The organism is Neobacillus paridis, from assembly GCF_016765675.1.
Taxonomy (GTDB): domain Bacteria; phylum Bacillota; class Bacilli; order Bacillales; family Cytobacillaceae; genus Neobacillus; species Neobacillus paridis.
On sequence record NZ_JAESWB010000025.1, the window covers coordinates 62,390 to 78,948 of the forward strand.

The window sequence follows — 16,559 nt, forward strand, 5'->3', positions numbered from 1 at the left end:
AATCGTTATATTTATTAAGAAGCCCAATGGATAAATGGAAAAATTTCAGTAATTAGAATTGGTAAAATAGAAAATAAAAACAATAAAAATCCAGAATGTGTTTATATATGATTTGATTTTTATATGCATTAAAAGCACTCTTTTATTCGATAAATCAAAGGGGGAAATGATAATGAAAAGTAAATATAAAGTAACATATAGTAGTGCCACAAATCCAAGTCAAACATATGTTGATAGTTATGAAATGTTTGAATTAGCATTGGAAAGATATGATAAAGTGATTGAACAATTTGATACTTTTGCAGATGTAAAATTAATTGTTGAAACTGTAATAATGTATAAGGCTTAAAATAACAGTTTTAAAAGAATAAGTAGGATGGAGTAACAAAATAATGAAAACTGAAAAACAAAACATTAGAGGAATAAAATTAATTGATAATATCATCAAATCAAAAGAAACTTATTCTTTGTACTTCAATGGCAAAGAACTTAGTGATTTAGCTGCAATTGATAACTTCAAATGGTACAGTGTTGAGAAAAAGGCTAATAATTTGTATATCAAGGAAATTGATTTTACACAAACAGATGATAGAAGCCATTCCCTATTGCAATAATGTAATAGGGATAATTTATAAAAAGGAGAGAAAAATAAATGGTCAAAATTAACGGATGTATCCCATATAAATCAAGAAAGGAACGTAGGAAGATTTACTATGATTTAAAGAAAGAATTCGGTGATACGTTAGAAATTGAGTTTGTTGATAACTTAATCATTTATTCAGCTATCATGGCAAGAACTTTTATCGCATAATTTGCCGGTAATTGAAAAATGCGAAATTAATGAAAATTAATTGAATGTAAAGGTGGAGTGTGTTATGATTATTAAGGATGGATAAATAAATATAAAGAGGTGAATATAATGAACATTGCATCTATGCAAAAATACAAACATACAAAACAATATCAATATTATTATGGTCTAAAAATGGCAAGTAACTCATCTATGACAGATGCAATGTCGTACCAGTCGCAGCCTAAACAAACTAATACATATGATATCAGAAAAGCAATGATCAAGGGCTATATGGAATTACTATCAAATTATAAGGGTGAATGATATGAAAGTGTACAAGATTGAAGGTAACTTAACAGTGCATAATGATTCAATTAGTCACCAAGAATTACTATATATTTTATTTACAGAATTAGCAAAAATGAATGTTCATTTTTCTGGGATGACTAAAGAGATAAATAATAAAGACAGATGTATTACACAGTAGATAAATGTTGTGACAGAAAGGAGAACGGATTAAGGTGGACAATAAATGTGGTAATTGCACGTTTGCCATACCTCTTAACAACAGTGTGTTGAAGTGTACAAACAAGAACAGTGGATACTACAAAGTATGTGATAGAACGCTTGCGTGCGACAAGTTTGCTACACATTCCGACCCATGATGCGCAGTAAAGGATTGGAGGGAATTTCATGAAAAATACCTTGGGCGACTTAAATAATCACTTATTCGCTCAATTAGAAAGATTAAGCGATGAAGAATTAAAGGGTGAAGCATTAAAAGAAGAGATTGAACGTTCTAAAGCGTACAGTAAAAAATTTCATACAAACTATGGATGGATACAAAGATATTGAAGTAGTTACTATGGATATGTGGAGTGGTTATAAGTATGCTGTAAATGAACTCATACCAGAAGCATTTGTTGTAATAGATAAATTCCATGTTGTCCAATACACTATTAGAGCATTAGACGCTATAAGAATACAGGTTAAGAAGTCACTACCTAAGAATGACCAAAGACTTATAACTTACGATAGATGGGTATTACTAAAGAATAAGGAAGATTTACAACCTGCTGAAATAGAAAAGCGTGATATGTGGTTTAGACATTTCCCAGAGTTAGAACAAGCATATTGGCTTAAAGAAACTATGAGAGATGTATATAACCTATCACAAGACCGATATGAAGCATTTCAGCGTTTCTATGAATGGGAAAAGTCTATACCAGATAGTTTTGCAGAGTTTAAAGAAATACAAAAGACATTTAATAACTGTAAGCAAGAGATATTCAACTACTTTATTAAGCCTTATACTAATGCTTATACAGAAAGTGTAAATAATATCATTAAGTCTATTGAAAAAGCAGGTAAAGGATATTCCTTTGAAGTATTAAGAGCCAAAATATTATATGGAACTAATGCTACAAAGAAACCTAAGTTTGATAAGAAGATGAATTTTCATACATTCGACCATACGCTTTATGGTGGTTTTAATAATTATCAAGGTATTGAGGTTGAAGATAGAAGTTCTATTATTGAGGGGTTTGGGGTAGACCTTCTCACATTAAGTAATATTTTGGAAGGAAAAAATAAATAGGGTTTAAATGCCCTATTTCACCCTTAAAGTTAATTATCCAGGAAATTGAATTATGACGAATTAATAAATAGTATTGTATTTTATGCAGTGTATAGTTTGGGGATTTTAGCAGTTTTATTAACAGTTGTTTGGTTATGGTCAATTGGACTTAATTTTATTTACAAACGAATAAAAGCAACTCACAACTTTTTTGAATATTTTTGCTACAGAAAAGAATTTATTAAATGGATAAAATCGAAATAAAAAACTGATTTTATGGGAGATATTTTTCAAAAATATCTCTTTTTTTATGGAAATATTTTGATTATATACATTTACATTTTATTTATACAATGATATACTGTAGTTAAGAAAAAATATATAAATAATGTTTAACGATTAAACAAAATGTATATACTAATAATAATGAAAATTGGGGGATGAAAAACATGATGCTAGTAGATATACTTGGATGGGTTCGCAGAAATATTAAACATATGAATGATTTTGAACAGAGAAAACTTCTTAATGATATTAATGAAATTAAATTAATATTAGAGCGAAATTTAAAAATTAATATGGAAAGGGTTAGTTAAAATGAATGCAAATGCTCATAAATTAGAAAAGTTGGAAAATGTACGGATACTTGAACATATTAATAGTTATTTTAAAGAATTGAATAGAAATAACAGGGATTATGAAGATTATTATGATAATCAGCAATCAAAAACACAATTAGCATATGAATCAGATGTAAGACTTTTTTTTAGAATAGTTAAGATGAAAGAAAAAGGGTCAGAATTAGAATACTTGAGTTTAGATGATTTACAATTAACACTTGATGACTTGGAATACTTTAAACAAGAATTATGCGATATGAGAAATGAAGATGGAAAATATACTTATAAGAACAAGTCGATAAATAGGAAACTTGCAGCAATAAAATCATTCGCTAGAGGAATGGCGAAGCGAAAGATAGATGGAGAACCATTAATTAAAGATGTTTCGTTTTTATCATTAGTTACTTCGGAAAAAGTTAAGGAATCACATTACGGAGCATTAAGTATCGAAGAATGTTTTGAGATGGCAGAATGGTGTTTAACTGAAAGAGAAAAAGGTGAAATTAAACGTTTAGCAGTTCTATTTAGTTTAGATACTTGTATTAGGAAATCAGCACTTCTCAGACTTAAATGGACAGATTTCACAGAAAAGGAAGATGGTTACGAAGTTAAAGGAATTGATAAAGGAAATAGTGAATTTAGACAGTTAATATCAAAAGAATTTTATAATGAATTATTAACAATAAAAAAAGAAAATAGTCAATATGTATTTAATATTAGTAGTGATTCACTTGATAATATGATGATCAGATATAGAAAAGCATTTAATATACCAAAGGAGAGAAGAATCGTCTGGCATTCCATACGTAAAACTGGTGTAACTTTCAGATTTCGTTTGACTAATGATATTATGGAAGCTAAACGTGCCGCAGGACATAAATCAATCACAACGACTCAGATTTACATCGAAGATCAAGATTACGGTCAAATAGGGGCAGTTTCATCAGCAGGTAAAATTGATATGGAATTATATAAGAATGTTGATTTAAAAACACTTGTTGAAGCAATTAGTATGATGAAAAAGGATAATATTTTAATTTTAAATATGAAAATTCAAGAAATATTAAGAAATAAATAACGCAAATAAAACGAATATTATTGTTTACAAATATAACTAAAACTAATAAAATGAATTTGAGTATAAATATATTTATACTTGATAGAGAGGTGGATATTATATGTTAAAAGAAAGAAAGGAATTAGAACAGAGTTTAATTGAAGTTATTCAAACGTCAAATTTAAAAACGCAAAAAAGAAAAGTGAATGACATAAAAAAGCATCTGGCATCTAATTACAATATTATTGATGTTCAAGGATGGCTAAATGATCCTGAGAGTAAATTACCTGAATTAGATATTCGTGAATTACTTTTATTCAGTGAGCAGATATACTCTAAGAGTGATGTTGAAGAAATAAATCCGATCAATTATTTTACGGAGAATGAATTTAAAGAAGCTAGAAGGTTTAATGGATTGCTTAATAATCAAGAAGAAATTAATTTTCCATTAACATTTAGTAATGCAACAGTGGTAGGAAATAATGCGTATATGGTAACAATGAGTATTAAGACTATAACAAAGTTATTAAATAATAATTTAATTTATTATAATTTTGAAACGCAACGTGAAGCTAAATTTGTAAAGAGAAAAGATAAAATTATTATTGAACCTACTTTGAATAAAAATAGCGTTAAAGAGATTACAGAACATTTATTACAAGGAACACTAGTACCAACTGTTCTTGTTTTTAACTGTGAGACACGTAGTACTGATGATGCTTCTGGAGAAGAAATTATATATAATAGTAAGAATTTAGAATTAACTATAACAAAGGGAACACGAGTAAGTATAACGGATGGTTTCCACCGCATAACAGCAAGTAGAAATGCATTACAAATTGATCCAGAGTTAGATTTTAACTTTGCGGTTCTTCTAACTAATTATAATACTAAAAAAGCGCAACAGTACATGGCACAGATTAGTAAAGCAAATGCTATATCTAAAACAAGAATTGCCGAACTTGAAGCGAAAAGACTTAGTGATAACGTAATGCAACAAATTAGAGAAGAATCAGAATTAAAAGGACGTATTTCTCATACAAATAGGATTCATTCACTAAATCGTGAGTTAACTACCTATAAGGTATTAGCAGATACTATTGATGAAGAATTTAAGTTAGAAACGAAAATAGATGCAATGAATGTTGGAGACTTTTTAGTATCTTATTTTGATCATCTTATTGGTTCGTATCCAAATGAATTTATCAACAAAATTGAAGAAACGAGAGCAAATTCACTTATTAATGACTCTAATATGTTTGTTGGGTATGTCGTATTGGCAAGAAAGATGTTTGAAGCAAAGATTCCAGCAAAAGAAGTAAGAGAATATATTAAAGATATTGATTTTAGTAAAGAATATTGGAAATCAAAAGGAATATTAGACAAAAATGGAAATTTAGAAAGAACTCCTAAAGTGAGAAAACAAATTAAACAATTTTTTAATGATATAGAAATTAAGAAGAAGTAAAAAAACTAAAAATAATGTATAGGGTGATTAATATGAAAGAATTATACAATGAGGAATTGAAGGAAAAATTCTTATCAACTTATAATAATGAGCCTACTCAAGAAACTATAAGAAATGTATTTAGAAAAACTTATTTGATTGAAAATACTTTAGAAAAAGATATGTTTGATATGAATTTAACGCAATTGGGTAAATGTATCGAGAATACAAATCCTAGTACATCAAACGCAGCTAGAGCAAACATGAGATTTATTTCAAATTACCTAACCTGGTGTACTGAAAATGGTTATAGGAAATCAAATATTAATCCATTAAAAACAATTGATGTAGATTGGGCAGATCAATTCATTGACAAAACAAAAAAGATACATTTTAGTTATAATGAATTCATTAATCTTTTAGAAGATAAAATAATAATGAATTATCAAGATAAAGCATTAATGATGCTTATGTGGAATGGTATTATTGGGGAAGAATTTAGTCAACTTAGAGATTTAAAATATACAGACATAAACTTTGATAATCATACCATATATGTAAAAGAGCGTGATTACCATGTTCCTGTTGATAAAAAGACATTATATTACCTAGAAAAGACCAATAATGAAAAAACATATTATAATTACAACCAGGTTACAAAAGAATTTAATGAAAAAGAACTTTTAGAAAGTCCTTATGTATTCAAGATAGTAAAATCTCCAAGAGGAGAACCAAATAAACCAGTTGGACATAATTTAATTTATAGGAGAATTCATATTTTAAAAGAACTTCTTGAATTACATTATTTAACTCCTCAAAGTATAAAACAATCTGGTATGATTTATGAATCTGTACAGCAATATATCATGAACGGTGAATTAGGATATAAACAATTTGAGGTTGTTGGTAATAAGTATGATTATAGTAAAATAACAACAATTGATGGTAAATATGAATATTACAATACTTTCTTAATGAAGGAATTTATTAATCCAGAAAACATCAAAGAACTTTATAATATCAATTTAGAAATAAAAATTAGATAAAATAATAATTCAATATCCATGTATTGCGTGGGTATTGACTACATAATCAAATGTAATTATATAAATAATAGTCATATGGAATATAAAAATAAATATGTCAACAATATTTATAAAAATTCAGTGACTTTAGTCACATGTTTTCGATAAATTATTTTTATATTCGACATGATTATTGCTTATTTCGACATTATTAGACAATGACAAAAATAATTTAGAGTAGTAAAATTTATATGATGTAGATTAAAGTGTAATACAATTATTGTCGGGAATAATAAAGATTGGAAACGAAATAGTCAAATGAGTAAAAACGTTAACCAATCATTTGTTGGGATTCCACATCAAATGTATATTGATCAACTTAAATATAAAGCTGAAAACGTAGGCATACAAGTAATAATCAATGAGGAATCTTATACAAGTAAATGTAGTTTTTTAGATAATGAAGAAATTAAAAAGCATAAAGAATATAAAGGTAAAAGAATTAAAAGAGGATTGTTTATAGGTTCAACAAAGAAATTGATTAATGCTGATGTAAATGGGGCTTATAATATTCTAAGAAAAGTATTCCCAAATGCTTTTGCAAATGGGATAGAGGATGTAGGGTTGCATCCAGTTAGAGTAAATATCTGAGCGAAAGCATTGACGATATTGACTAACAAAAATACTTTAATAAAATTTTATATAATATTTGTATGATTTTATTAAAGTGTATACCTGGTAATATAAGAAATATTTTCTATTTAAATGCTTGTAATATGATAGCTTTTGATTTATAATAAGAATACGAACATATATTCTTATTATGATGGAGATGAATTATAAAATGAAATAAAATTTTCCTAATATTTATAAATAAAAATATATATAATCGTGGGGGTAAGATATTAATGAATCATGCACAAGGGATAATTAAATTATATTTAGCTAAAGATACTGAAATGGGAGAGGAAGAGATATTAAAACATTTCCATAAAGATAATATGGTAGGTGCAAAATTAGAAATTACTCTATCAAATGGTGATCTACATAAAATGGATGTGCTGGAAGTGTTAGAAATGTGTTGGGAATACTTCGAATATGATGAAAAATAAAATAAAAAGTCACCAAGCTGAACACTTGATGACCACATTACAGTATAGAACAGTAACTTGCCGAGTAACTGTCTAAAATATAATACCATGAATTTCTAAAAATAAAAATAATTTGTGACAAGTTTTATACAAAAATATACTTTTGACAACATGATTAATAAAAATAATAGACTAGTTTATATTTTACTTACTTAACATTCACCTTAGATTTGCTTATAAAACTACATCTGGTGAGTGTTTTCTTTTGGAATAAAACTCAATATTAAAATAAATTTTACTTGCTTTTTAATAAAAAATAAATTAATATAATAGTAGTTAAATATTTTAAGGAGCGTGATAAGAAATGGACTTGGCTGAACAGAAAATTATAAATGCTATAGATAGCTGCCAACGTGCATTAGACCATTTATATGAAGGAAATAAGAGGCTTGCTTTAGGTGATCTTGATTTTTTGCAAGATAAAATAATTGCCGCTAAATGGACTTTAATACATCAAATTCAAGAAGAAGAAGGTGAAATATAATGTTTAAATTATTTCAATTTTTTATTAAGATTATATTTTTATTATTGTTTATGGTTTGTTCTCCATTGATATTCATAATCTCTATTATTTATGCAAATTCAATGAAAGATGCATTTGAAGATACATTAGAAATAATATTTTTACCATTCCAAAATATTAATTAATATTAGATTTATTTGTACATTAAAATTTGTGTTTTAAATAAATAAGAAAAGGGGGGATATTGAATTTTCAGGGTGATAAATAGATTAGCAGAATTTTAGAGTACCAGTTGGTTTCTTGAACTAAGAAGGTGGAGGTGTAAATTATGTCAGAGTATCAGAAGTTAGAAAATCCACAGTTGTTACATTTAGAAAATGAAAATGGTTTTATCATAGCAACAAAAATAGATATGTCTAACATTAATAATAAAATCGTTTTATTTAGGGGAAAGTATTACAACTACGATGATGGTGAAATGACAGGAGGTAATTCAGCAGAAGTTCAATACAGTTTATCGGAAGATGTGTTCTTTCAGTTAGATAAAGACAACAATCCAATTGATTAGGAGATGAAAATGCTATGGAAGTGAAACTAAGCGGTAACAACGTTGTGATTAAACTACCAGTTGATTTATTAGTGGATGCATTCAACTTTAAAGAGGATAACCAAGAAGTCTACGAAGTTAAATACAAAAGAAAGTTCGCCCAAGGTGTTGTTGATTATCTAAAAAACCACACGTCTGATAGTGAAGCTGGTTTAACTGCGTTCCAAGAGCTACTGGATGAGGTATTTGAAGAAATGACCGGCAACGATGAAAATTATATTAAAAGTATTGAGGAGGATTATCAATGAGAGTGTTAGTCAGTGGAGTTATTTATGATTCAACAAAAACACCAATAGTAATTGAATTTGACGTGAATGAACGATTGCTTTTTAATGGCATGAAAAAGTTTGTTTCCGCTCCTCCAGAGTATGTAGAGGAACGAAGAAATGAGTTAATGGATAAACCTTTAGAAAAATTACAAAAGGATTATATGAGAGAGCTATTACAAACACAAATGAGCAAAACAGAAGAAATTGAATAATGGAAACAGCTTTAACAGGTTGTACAACAGAAGCTGATACGGTTTCAGATAACTTGTCAAAGTCAGCAGATTCTTTTCAAGTACAGAGAAGAGTAGTATTCTTTAATGGTATAACTGATAAATACTTACTTACCATTGAAGGTATTTGCTCTCTTAATGCTAATAGTACAACTAAGCTAACTGTAACTTGTAAAGTTGGAAAAGGTAAATACAAGAAACATTACCTAGGGTTGAGTGATAACGTAAGTTATTTTGTAGAGCAAACGGATGCTAAATATGAAGATGCTTATCATTACAAAGTATTATTTAGACCAGAAGAAATCATTCCAGATATGGACTTACATACAAGCAAGTAAATGAAAACATATAAAAGTGAATCTTTAACAGGATTTTAGGAGGAGAAACTATAGAGAAAGTAATTATTTACTGTGATGGTGGTTGTAGAGGTAATCAGAATACTGAAAATATTGGTGGTTGGGGAGTAGTATTTAAATATAAAGATAAAGTAAAAGAAATGTATGGCGGTGAGAAAAACACTACAAATAACATTATGGAATTAACTGCCGCAATCAAAGCATTAGAAGCAATCAAAACAACTAATATTCCTATTCAAATGTACATAGACAGTGCTTATGTAATTAACGGAATGAACGAATGGATTCATGGATGGATTAAAAATAACTGGAAGAAATCGAATAAGAAACCAGTTGAAAATAAGGAATTGTGGATCAAATTAAACGATTTAAGGAATAAGCAATCATCTGTAGAATTCATTAAAGTTAAGGGACATGATGGAGTAGAATTAAATGAACTAGCTGATACATTAGCAAATAAAGGAATGGATGAATTAGAATGAGATACAATAGAACATCTCGAAAGAAAAGTCTCACTGGTAAATTAATTAAGCTAGGTATTTTAGCAATAATTTGTCTGATATGTTATGCAATTGGATGGGGAAACGGTCAAGCATCTGTATATCACAAAATGCAAAATGAAACTGAATTATATAAATAAAGGATGTAAAGTATGGTTATATTACTCGTTAGAACGAAACGTGCTACGTTTGATGGTTGGATTGGTTTCAAGTGGAATATTAGGAATAATTTGATGATTGATTAATTTAATATTTTAAGGTGATGTAAATAATGAAGCAAATTACTAAAGATACGCTTATACAATTAAGAAAAACACAACAAAAAGAGTTTTATGGGAGTCAGGCTCAACCAATGTTTGTAGACGGTGTTTTTAATCCTGACAATTGGAACGGTGGAGATGGTATTATAAGACAATATTTCTCAGATTACAATGGAAAAGTTCGGATTGGGACATTAGCTATGGACATTGATTTTACATATAATTCTGTTCACTTTTGGGGTGATATAATTATTACTCACACATGGTACGATGATCAAAACTATGTAACTATCACATTTGTAGGTTTGTTTGAAAAAGATGAAAAATTACAATTGGATGATTATGACTTTGAACATGTTGCCTTTCTAACATGGTATAAAAACAGAGGAAGAACAGAATCAGTAAAATTTGACGGTAAACCAATGACAGAGGAACAGTATTTATTTGTATTAAATGCTTTACAGGAAACAGGATATAAATTTAATTTAAGTTAAAAAGAATGTTTTAAAAGGAGAGGAATTGATTTACTTATCGGTTTAATTTTCAATGTTTATATCATGCATTCCTACAAGAAAATATTAATTATTAAATCAAAAGATGGTTCGGCAGAGTATATCTACGGTAAGTTTTACTATATAAAAGAAGAAGGAAAATAGGATAAAAAGTTTCTTTTAAATGAAAATAAATTTATAAAGGGGAATTACAAATGGCAGTATTAAAAAGTCCAATAAATTGGTTTGGGGGAAAATATTATATGGCAAATAAAATTATCGAAATCTTTCCAGAGCACAAAGTATTTGTTGAAGTTTTTGGCGGAAGTGGGCAACTTACATTCTCAAAACAACCTAGTGAAATTGAAATTTATAATGATATCGATTCAGGACTAGTTTCATTTTTTAGTATTTTAAGAGATGATATTAAGTCTAAAAAATTAATTGATAAGATTCATTTAACACCATTTAGTAGAGAAGAGTTTTATAATTGTAGAGACACTTGGAGACAAGAAACAGACGAGATTGAAAAGGTTAGGAAATGGTATGTAACGGTGATGCAAAGTTTTAGTACTAGTATGCAATCTTGGAAACCAACTAAATCAAAATCAAGAAGAGGTATGGCACAATCAGTAAGTCAATGGTTAGGGCATATTGAAAATAACTTACCGTTAGCTGTTGAACGTATGAAGATGTTACAAGTTGAGAATGTTGATTTTAAAGAATTACTAAAGAAATATGACTCACCTGACACTTTGTTTTATCTTGATCCACCTTATATACATGAAACAAGAAAAATGACTTATACATATGAACATGAGTTAGAAAATGAAAGACATACTGAATTAGTTAAAATATTATTGAATCTAAAAGGTAAATGTATTCTTTCGGGATATGACCATGAAATATATAATGAGTTGATTGAGCATGGATGGAAAAAGGTTAATCTTGGGGAATTTGCGAAAAGAAGTATAAAAACAATTGATGAAGAGAAGGAAAAAGGAAAAGAGTTTGTTTGGATAAATTACTAAAAATAATTATACTAATAATTAACTACATATAGTATTTGATACATATTTTACATACTACATATTGATTTAAATTCTAATAAAACATCCATTTTAACAAAAATAAATTAATAAAAAGGGAGAGAATTAAATGAAAAAATATATGGACGTAGTAAGACATGGAAAAACTTTCACACAATCAACTTTGGAAGGTAATCCTCAGATTGTTATTCAGGAGAAATTAGACGGTGCTAACGCAAGTTTTAAACGTGAAGGAGATAGAGTAATATGTTTTTCACGTAATACGCATCTAGACGAACACAATACACTTAGAGGGTTCTATAATTGGGTACAAGAGAACGTTAAAGCAGAAGATTTAGTTGAGGATTGTATTTACTTCGGGGAGTGGCTTGTTAAACATAAATTGTCATATGGTGAGAATGAAAACAAATTTTATCTTTTTGATATCTATGATGAAGAAACAGCTAGATATATTCCTTTTGGTTTAGTTAAAGGAGTAGCAAAAGACTTAAATTTAAATCTTGTACCAGTATTCTATGAAGGAGCATTTCAATCAATTGAACATATTCAATCATTTGTAGGTAAATCAATGTTAGGAGAAGTTGGGGAAGGTGTAGTTGTTAAGAATGTAAACTATGAAGATAAACACGGAAACCAGTTATTCACTAAGTTTGTATCTGATGCATTCGCAGAAAAGGCACAAATTAAAAAACATACTGTAAAACAGCCTGCTGATCAATTACAGGAGTTTGTTAATTCAACTGTTAATAAGGCTAGGGTATCTAAAATTATACATAAATTAGTTGATGAAGGCATTCTCGAAGAGGATTATGCTATTGAAGATATGGGAACGATTCTTAAAAATACTGGAACAAGAGTGTTTGATGATGTAATTAAAGAGGAATTAGACGAATTATTGAAAGTAGTTAAGTCTAAGATTGGTAGAATGTTGCCTCAAATTGTTAAGCAAGTATTAGCTGACGAGGATAGAATTTAAGTCACCAAATAAATCTGACATTTTAAAGGAGTGAAAACAATGTTTACAAAAGAAATTAAGGTAAAAGGTGAAATAGTAAAAGGTCAAATAATTGGTAACTGGTCAAAGAAAAGCTATTATGCTTTAAAATTAACTGAATTAAATCCACAGACATTAGATGATGAAGATTTAGATAAGCTAATAAATGAATTAATCGCAATCAAAGAACAGGTGTATATTTTAAATGAGGAATATGAAAGAAGTAAAATCAAGTAACATTTTAAAGGGAAATATATTAATAGTGAGGTATTGACGTGAGGATAAAAATAGGTGAAAATTGGTATGACAGCACAAAAGAACCAATTATGATTATATTTGATGAAGGAGAGCAGGATCAAATTGCTTATATGGGTGATTTAAAAAAGTATTGCTCATATCCAAATGAAGGTTTTACAGAACAAGAGATTGAAAAATTTATGGAATATGAGGAGGAAGAAAATGATAAATAATCAAATTAACGAACTATTACAAAAGGAAATTGAAAAAGGAATTGAAGAATTTAAAAATAATTATATTAATACTGAGTTTGAAAAGAAAAAGTTATATGCATATTTAGGCAAGGAATTAGTTGATGATTTAAAACGAAATAAAGCATTTATTGCTGGTGGAACAATTACAAGTTTATTTTCCAATAAAGAAATTAATGATGTTGACGTTTATTTTCGTAATGAAGAATCAGTATTAAAGTTTCTAAGTGATATCTGGCATGATGGAAGGTATGTTGTTTCACATACTAAGAAGGCAACTCAATTAATGTACGGTGACGTAAATCTTCAAGCAATCCATTTTAACTATTTTAATAGTCCAGAAGAAATATTTAATACATTTGATTTTACAACTTGTATGGGTTGTTTTGATTTCAATAAAGAACAGTTTGTCCTACATCCAGATTTCCTCAAACATAACTCGCAACGTATTTTAAAATTCAACAGTGATACAGCTTTTCCGATTGTTTCATTATTACGTGTTCAAAAGTATGAAAAGAAAGGATTCACAATTTCTAAACCTGAGTTTATCAGAATTATATTAACATGTATGAATTTAGATATTAATACATATGGCGAATTAAAAGAGCAATTAGGTGGTTTATATGGTGTAAATTACGACAAATTATTTGAAGATATTGCTGATGATGAATTTAGCTTACAAGATGCTATTGATAAAATTGCAAATATTGCATTAGATGAAGATTATTTTAAAGAACCAGTGTCAATTCAATTTAATAAGCTTGATGACATTTTAGATACAATTGCAAAGAAGCCTAAGAAAATATTAGATGTAAATAATAAGTTATTTAGAATTGGCTATGATGGGCTGTTACAACAAATAGATAAAAAACCGGAATACTTTGAGATGTTAGAAGTGGATCAATTCTTTAAGGAAAATAAATTTTATAAATTTGTTAAAAAAGATGGGGACAGATATTTCAGTTTCTATGATAATAATTTTGAATACATAATTGGTCAAGAAGTAGAAGCAAATACAAATAAAGGTAGTTATGGTGGGGGTCAACTGTACTTTAATGAAAAATATGACATTGACAGTTCTACATATAAGAATGAAAGAGAAAAAGTATTAATCGAAGCAAGTATTAAACCTGAAGATTTTATTGATGCAGGACCTCATATTACAGCTAAGAAATGTACAATGATTAGAGAAGTTCCTGAAGAGGAGTATGAGAAATGGAATAATTACAATGAGGAAGATGAAATTGATGATTGGGGTATCTAGTGAAATATGATCTTTATAGGAGGGTTAAAATGACAGGTGGGGAGGGAAGGCAAATGTTAATTCTAAAAATAATCTTTTTATTCTTGGCTATATTATATGGGCTAGATATTGTAATTAAGAGCAGATATAAAAATACTATTTACGCTAGTCAACTTGTGTTAATGACTATAGGAATTGTTGGTTTTATAGTTTTGCAATTTTTAATTTAAAATTCCGATTTTAATATATAAGGAGGGGAAATTAATGAGTGTAAATCAAAAACATTATGTAATGGTTGGTATTGACCTGACACGAAAGGTAAAACAAATGAATGCCGATGAATTGGATATCTATTTTGAAGAAATGGAAGAGTTTGCGGATAACAAAAAATTATCATTCGTTTTTGATAGTATGAGTGGAGAATATTGTTTTCTTGGTGAATTGATAAATGAAGGTGATGAATATGAAGGAATGTCACCAAAGGTGCAACATTTCGCAAGTGATTTATTCTATATTCGAAAAGATGTTGAAAGGAAAATAAGTAAAATTTCAACCACAAGTCCTAGTCTTATTAGTTTTACTCATTGGTGTTAAAACAATTATGCATCATAAATAAATATATACATATTAGGGGAGATTAAATGAATACGAAACTTGAAATACCATGTGCATATCAAGGTGGGAAGCAAAGACTTGCGAAGGATATTGTAAATATTATCTTTAATGAAAATGAAATAAATGAAAGTACAAGATTTTACGATTTATGTTGTGGGACTGGAGCAATAACCATTGAATTAGTGAATAGAGGAATTAAACCCAAAAACATAACGATGTTGGATATAAGTGTTTGGGGAATGTTTTGGAAAGCTGTTGGTGATGGAAATTTTGACATTGATAAATTTAAGGAATACATAGACTCAGTTCCAGAAGATAAATTTTTAATTCAATCATACATAAAAGAATTATACAAACAACCAGCTAATATTGATACAATTTATAAGTTTTTACTCATTCAAGCAACAAGTTTTGGATCAAAGGCAATTTGGTTGAAGAATGAAATTGAATGGTGTACATCAAGTTTTAGAAATTATTGGCAACCTAATGGAATAGCAAAAAGGAAAAGTCCTGTTAATCCAATGATTCCAATGCCAGATACAATGTTTAAAAGAATGGTAAATATTGTAGAAAGAATGAAAGGTGTAAATGTAATAAATGATGACATTAATAGTTTGTTAGAATTTGAAGAAAACTCAATTACATATATTGACCCACCTTATCAAAATACTTCTGGTTATGGTTATTCTTTTGGTTTAAATGAATACATAAACAAAATAATTAAATATAACAAAATATACATATCTGAGGGTATTGAATTAAGTGAAAAGTCTTACCTTTTAAGTAAAGGCAGAGCCAAAGGTGGAGTTTCAGGTAATCGAAAAAAAGCTAATGATGAGTGGTTAAACGTTTATGAAGCAGTTTGAGGTTAATTTCATAATTAGTGGAAATTATTATATTGATGCTAACAGTGAAGAAGATGCAAGAGAGATCGTAAATGAAATAATAAATGACAGATATAGTGAATTAGAGGGGATATTACATACTGCTATCAAAGATGATGATTATGTCACGGATGTAATTGACATCAGTATAGACTGATAAAAGTCGGATTTTAAAAGGAGTGTGAAACATGTTAGTTAATTTATATCTTACAGATGGGAATATCCTTAAAGAGTGCAGTCTGTATCCAGAAGATGTTAAAAATGGTGATCTTCCTTATAAAACTCAAGAAGAAATTACTACAGCATTATATAAAGTGCCTTGGGGGTTAAAGTATATCTCTTATCAAACTAAATCATTACATGGTCAGGTGCATGTAAATAGCATCGAAAAGTACGAATTTGTACAATAAAAGATAGTTTTTATTAGATGAAAAGGAGAAA

At 28.3% G+C, this 16,559-nt stretch carries 29 protein-coding genes; all 29 read left to right on the top strand.

Annotation, left to right across the window (positions count from 1 at the left end; genetic code table 11):
• Window positions 1–172 precede the first annotated feature (172 nt).
• The 29 genes from JK635_RS02100 to JK635_RS02240 all read left to right on the top strand — a co-directional run bounded on the left by JK635_RS02100 (window position 173) and on the right by JK635_RS02240 (window position 16,528).
• Window positions 173–349 (top strand): hypothetical protein, encoded by a 177-nt coding sequence (locus JK635_RS02100; RefSeq protein ID WP_202651969.1) that lies wholly within the window; start codon window positions 173–175, stop codon window positions 347–349.
• Between the two features lie 43 nt (window positions 350–392).
• Entirely contained in the window at window positions 393–614 is a 222-nt protein-coding gene (locus JK635_RS02105) for a hypothetical protein (protein WP_202651971.1), read from the top strand.
• Window positions 615–652: 38 nt separating this feature from the next.
• The gene (locus JK635_RS02110) at window positions 653–811 is read left to right on the top strand and encodes a hypothetical protein (protein ID WP_202651972.1); all 159 of its coding nucleotides are present in this window, start codon (window positions 653–655) and stop codon (window positions 809–811) included.
• Between the two features lie 108 nt (window positions 812–919).
• Window positions 920–1,117 (top strand): hypothetical protein, encoded by a 198-nt coding sequence (locus JK635_RS02115; RefSeq protein WP_202651974.1) that lies wholly within the window; start codon window positions 920–922, stop codon window positions 1,115–1,117.
• Window positions 1,118–1,486: 369 nt separating this feature from the next.
• Complete coding sequence (locus JK635_RS02120; protein WP_202652747.1) at window positions 1,487–1,648, top strand: hypothetical protein; 162 nt, start codon at window positions 1,487–1,489, stop codon at window positions 1,646–1,648.
• Complete coding sequence (locus JK635_RS02125; RefSeq protein WP_202651976.1) at window positions 1,626–2,390, top strand: transposase; 765 nt, start codon at window positions 1,626–1,628, stop codon at window positions 2,388–2,390. Before JK635_RS02120 ends, JK635_RS02125 begins: the two co-directional genes overlap by 23 nt.
• A gap of 428 nt (window positions 2,391–2,818) precedes the next feature.
• Window positions 2,819–2,965, top strand: a complete 147-nt coding sequence (locus tag JK635_RS02130; RefSeq protein ID WP_202651977.1) for a hypothetical protein — start codon at window positions 2,819–2,821, stop codon at window positions 2,963–2,965.
• Window position 2,966: 1 nt separating this feature from the next.
• Window positions 2,967–4,067 (top strand): tyrosine-type recombinase/integrase, encoded by a 1,101-nt coding sequence (locus tag JK635_RS02135; RefSeq protein WP_202651979.1) that lies wholly within the window; start codon window positions 2,967–2,969, stop codon window positions 4,065–4,067.
• A 100-nt stretch (window positions 4,068–4,167) separates the two neighbouring features.
• Complete coding sequence (locus JK635_RS02140) at window positions 4,168–5,514, top strand: DNA sulfur modification protein DndB (RefSeq protein WP_202651981.1); 1,347 nt, start codon at window positions 4,168–4,170, stop codon at window positions 5,512–5,514.
• Between the two features lie 32 nt (window positions 5,515–5,546).
• Window positions 5,547–6,539, top strand: a complete 993-nt coding sequence (locus JK635_RS02145; RefSeq protein ID WP_202651983.1) for a phage lytic cycle repressor MrpR family protein — start codon at window positions 5,547–5,549, stop codon at window positions 6,537–6,539.
• A 258-nt stretch (window positions 6,540–6,797) separates the two neighbouring features.
• Window positions 6,798–7,169, top strand: a complete 372-nt coding sequence (locus JK635_RS02150; protein ID WP_368857067.1) for a zinc ribbon domain-containing protein — start codon at window positions 6,798–6,800, stop codon at window positions 7,167–7,169.
• A gap of 257 nt (window positions 7,170–7,426) precedes the next feature.
• Window positions 7,427–7,630: a hypothetical protein gene (locus tag JK635_RS02155; protein ID WP_202651987.1), complete on the top strand. Its 204-nt coding sequence runs from the start codon at window positions 7,427–7,429 to the stop codon at window positions 7,628–7,630.
• Window positions 7,631–7,973: 343 nt separating this feature from the next.
• Window positions 7,974–8,153 carry a hypothetical protein gene (locus JK635_RS02160; RefSeq protein ID WP_202651989.1) on the top strand — a complete coding sequence of 60 codons (180 nt, stop codon included), beginning with the start codon at window positions 7,974–7,976 and terminating at the stop codon, window positions 8,151–8,153.
• Window positions 8,154–8,460: 307 nt separating this feature from the next.
• Window positions 8,461–8,700, top strand: a complete 240-nt coding sequence (locus tag JK635_RS02165; RefSeq protein WP_202651990.1) for a hypothetical protein — start codon at window positions 8,461–8,463, stop codon at window positions 8,698–8,700.
• A 14-nt stretch (window positions 8,701–8,714) separates the two neighbouring features.
• A complete protein-coding gene (locus tag JK635_RS02170) occupies window positions 8,715–8,987 on the top strand; it encodes a hypothetical protein (RefSeq protein ID WP_202651992.1) in 273 nt (90 codons plus the stop codon).
• The gene (locus JK635_RS02175) at window positions 8,984–9,220 is read left to right on the top strand and encodes a hypothetical protein (RefSeq protein ID WP_202651994.1); all 237 of its coding nucleotides are present in this window, start codon (window positions 8,984–8,986) and stop codon (window positions 9,218–9,220) included. The genes JK635_RS02170 and JK635_RS02175 overlap by 4 nt, the downstream gene beginning before the upstream one ends.
• Window positions 9,220–9,576: a beta-sandwich lipoprotein gene (locus tag JK635_RS02180; RefSeq protein ID WP_202651995.1), complete on the top strand. Its 357-nt coding sequence runs from the start codon at window positions 9,220–9,222 to the stop codon at window positions 9,574–9,576. Before JK635_RS02175 ends, JK635_RS02180 begins: the two co-directional genes overlap by 1 nt.
• 65 nt (window positions 9,577–9,641) lie before the next feature.
• Complete coding sequence (rnhA, locus tag JK635_RS02185) at window positions 9,642–10,076, top strand: ribonuclease HI (protein ID WP_368857068.1); 435 nt, start codon at window positions 9,642–9,644, stop codon at window positions 10,074–10,076.
• A 289-nt stretch (window positions 10,077–10,365) separates the two neighbouring features.
• On the top strand, window positions 10,366–10,848 hold the full coding sequence (locus JK635_RS02190) for a hypothetical protein (RefSeq protein ID WP_202651997.1): 483 nt from the start codon (window positions 10,366–10,368) through the stop codon (window positions 10,846–10,848).
• A gap of 212 nt (window positions 10,849–11,060) precedes the next feature.
• On the top strand, window positions 11,061–11,876 hold the full coding sequence (locus JK635_RS02195) for a DNA adenine methylase (protein WP_202651999.1): 816 nt from the start codon (window positions 11,061–11,063) through the stop codon (window positions 11,874–11,876).
• Window positions 11,877–12,003: 127 nt separating this feature from the next.
• Complete coding sequence (locus JK635_RS02200; protein WP_202652001.1) at window positions 12,004–12,870, top strand: RNA ligase family protein; 867 nt, start codon at window positions 12,004–12,006, stop codon at window positions 12,868–12,870.
• Between the two features lie 39 nt (window positions 12,871–12,909).
• Entirely contained in the window at window positions 12,910–13,125 is a 216-nt protein-coding gene (locus JK635_RS02205; protein WP_202652003.1) for a hypothetical protein, read from the top strand.
• Between the two features lie 38 nt (window positions 13,126–13,163).
• Window positions 13,164–13,358 (top strand): hypothetical protein, encoded by a 195-nt coding sequence (locus tag JK635_RS02210; RefSeq protein WP_202652005.1) that lies wholly within the window; start codon window positions 13,164–13,166, stop codon window positions 13,356–13,358.
• The gene (locus JK635_RS02215) at window positions 13,348–14,640 is read left to right on the top strand and encodes a Gabija anti-defense Gad2 family protein (protein WP_235887841.1); all 1,293 of its coding nucleotides are present in this window, start codon (window positions 13,348–13,350) and stop codon (window positions 14,638–14,640) included. Before JK635_RS02210 ends, JK635_RS02215 begins: the two co-directional genes overlap by 11 nt.
• Before the next feature lie 29 nt (window positions 14,641–14,669).
• Window positions 14,670–14,849, top strand: coding sequence for a hypothetical protein (locus JK635_RS02220; RefSeq protein ID WP_202652007.1), 180 nt, complete (start codon window positions 14,670–14,672; stop codon window positions 14,847–14,849).
• A gap of 34 nt (window positions 14,850–14,883) precedes the next feature.
• On the top strand, window positions 14,884–15,213 hold the full coding sequence (locus JK635_RS02225; RefSeq protein ID WP_202652009.1) for a hypothetical protein: 330 nt from the start codon (window positions 14,884–14,886) through the stop codon (window positions 15,211–15,213).
• A 47-nt stretch (window positions 15,214–15,260) separates the two neighbouring features.
• A complete protein-coding gene (locus JK635_RS02230) occupies window positions 15,261–16,100 on the top strand; it encodes a DNA adenine methylase (protein WP_202652011.1) in 840 nt (279 codons plus the stop codon).
• Complete coding sequence (locus JK635_RS02235) at window positions 16,087–16,275, top strand: hypothetical protein (protein WP_202652013.1); 189 nt, start codon at window positions 16,087–16,089, stop codon at window positions 16,273–16,275. The genes JK635_RS02230 and JK635_RS02235 overlap by 14 nt, the downstream gene beginning before the upstream one ends.
• Window positions 16,276–16,306: 31 nt before the next feature.
• The gene (locus JK635_RS02240; RefSeq protein WP_202652015.1) at window positions 16,307–16,528 is read left to right on the top strand and encodes a hypothetical protein; all 222 of its coding nucleotides are present in this window, start codon (window positions 16,307–16,309) and stop codon (window positions 16,526–16,528) included.
• Window positions 16,529–16,559 lie beyond the last annotated feature (31 nt).

What these genes read in the sequence shown, in the direction of transcription:
- JK635_RS02100 (WP_202651969.1), top strand. Translation starts at nt 173, where the DNA reads ATGAAAAGTAAATATAAAGTAACATATAGTAGTGCCACAAATCCAAGT.
- JK635_RS02105 (WP_202651971.1), top strand. Translation starts at nt 393, where the DNA reads ATGAAAACTGAAAAACAAAACATTAGAGGAATAAAATTAATTGATAAT.
- JK635_RS02110 (WP_202651972.1), top strand. Translation starts at nt 653, where the DNA reads ATGGTCAAAATTAACGGATGTATCCCATATAAATCAAGAAAGGAACGT.
- JK635_RS02115 (WP_202651974.1), top strand. Translation starts at nt 920, where the DNA reads ATGAACATTGCATCTATGCAAAAATACAAACATACAAAACAATATCAA.
- JK635_RS02120 (WP_202652747.1), top strand. Translation starts at nt 1,487, where the DNA reads ATGAAAAATACCTTGGGCGACTTAAATAATCACTTATTCGCTCAATTA.
- JK635_RS02125 (WP_202651976.1), top strand. Translation starts at nt 1,626, where the DNA reads ATGGATGGATACAAAGATATTGAAGTAGTTACTATGGATATGTGGAGT.
- JK635_RS02130 (WP_202651977.1), top strand. Translation starts at nt 2,819, where the DNA reads ATGATGCTAGTAGATATACTTGGATGGGTTCGCAGAAATATTAAACAT.
- JK635_RS02135 (WP_202651979.1), top strand. Translation starts at nt 2,967, where the DNA reads ATGAATGCAAATGCTCATAAATTAGAAAAGTTGGAAAATGTACGGATA.
- JK635_RS02140 (WP_202651981.1), top strand. Translation starts at nt 4,168, where the DNA reads ATGTTAAAAGAAAGAAAGGAATTAGAACAGAGTTTAATTGAAGTTATT.
- JK635_RS02145 (WP_202651983.1), top strand. Translation starts at nt 5,547, where the DNA reads ATGAAAGAATTATACAATGAGGAATTGAAGGAAAAATTCTTATCAACT.
- JK635_RS02155 (WP_202651987.1), top strand. Translation starts at nt 7,427, where the DNA reads ATGAATCATGCACAAGGGATAATTAAATTATATTTAGCTAAAGATACT.
- JK635_RS02160 (WP_202651989.1), top strand. Translation starts at nt 7,974, where the DNA reads ATGGACTTGGCTGAACAGAAAATTATAAATGCTATAGATAGCTGCCAA.
- JK635_RS02165 (WP_202651990.1), top strand. Translation starts at nt 8,461, where the DNA reads ATGTCAGAGTATCAGAAGTTAGAAAATCCACAGTTGTTACATTTAGAA.
- JK635_RS02170 (WP_202651992.1), top strand. Translation starts at nt 8,715, where the DNA reads ATGGAAGTGAAACTAAGCGGTAACAACGTTGTGATTAAACTACCAGTT.
- JK635_RS02175 (WP_202651994.1), top strand. Translation starts at nt 8,984, where the DNA reads ATGAGAGTGTTAGTCAGTGGAGTTATTTATGATTCAACAAAAACACCA.
- JK635_RS02180 (WP_202651995.1), top strand. Translation starts at nt 9,220, where the DNA reads ATGGAAACAGCTTTAACAGGTTGTACAACAGAAGCTGATACGGTTTCA.
- JK635_RS02190 (WP_202651997.1), top strand. Translation starts at nt 10,366, where the DNA reads ATGAAGCAAATTACTAAAGATACGCTTATACAATTAAGAAAAACACAA.
- JK635_RS02195 (WP_202651999.1), top strand. Translation starts at nt 11,061, where the DNA reads ATGGCAGTATTAAAAAGTCCAATAAATTGGTTTGGGGGAAAATATTAT.
- JK635_RS02200 (WP_202652001.1), top strand. Translation starts at nt 12,004, where the DNA reads ATGAAAAAATATATGGACGTAGTAAGACATGGAAAAACTTTCACACAA.
- JK635_RS02205 (WP_202652003.1), top strand. Translation starts at nt 12,910, where the DNA reads ATGTTTACAAAAGAAATTAAGGTAAAAGGTGAAATAGTAAAAGGTCAA.
- JK635_RS02215 (WP_235887841.1), top strand. Translation starts at nt 13,348, where the DNA reads ATGATAAATAATCAAATTAACGAACTATTACAAAAGGAAATTGAAAAA.
- JK635_RS02220 (WP_202652007.1), top strand. Translation starts at nt 14,670, where the DNA reads ATGACAGGTGGGGAGGGAAGGCAAATGTTAATTCTAAAAATAATCTTT.
- JK635_RS02225 (WP_202652009.1), top strand. Translation starts at nt 14,884, where the DNA reads ATGAGTGTAAATCAAAAACATTATGTAATGGTTGGTATTGACCTGACA.
- JK635_RS02230 (WP_202652011.1), top strand. Translation starts at nt 15,261, where the DNA reads ATGAATACGAAACTTGAAATACCATGTGCATATCAAGGTGGGAAGCAA.
- JK635_RS02235 (WP_202652013.1), top strand. Translation starts at nt 16,087, where the DNA reads ATGAAGCAGTTTGAGGTTAATTTCATAATTAGTGGAAATTATTATATT.
- JK635_RS02240 (WP_202652015.1), top strand. Translation starts at nt 16,307, where the DNA reads ATGTTAGTTAATTTATATCTTACAGATGGGAATATCCTTAAAGAGTGC.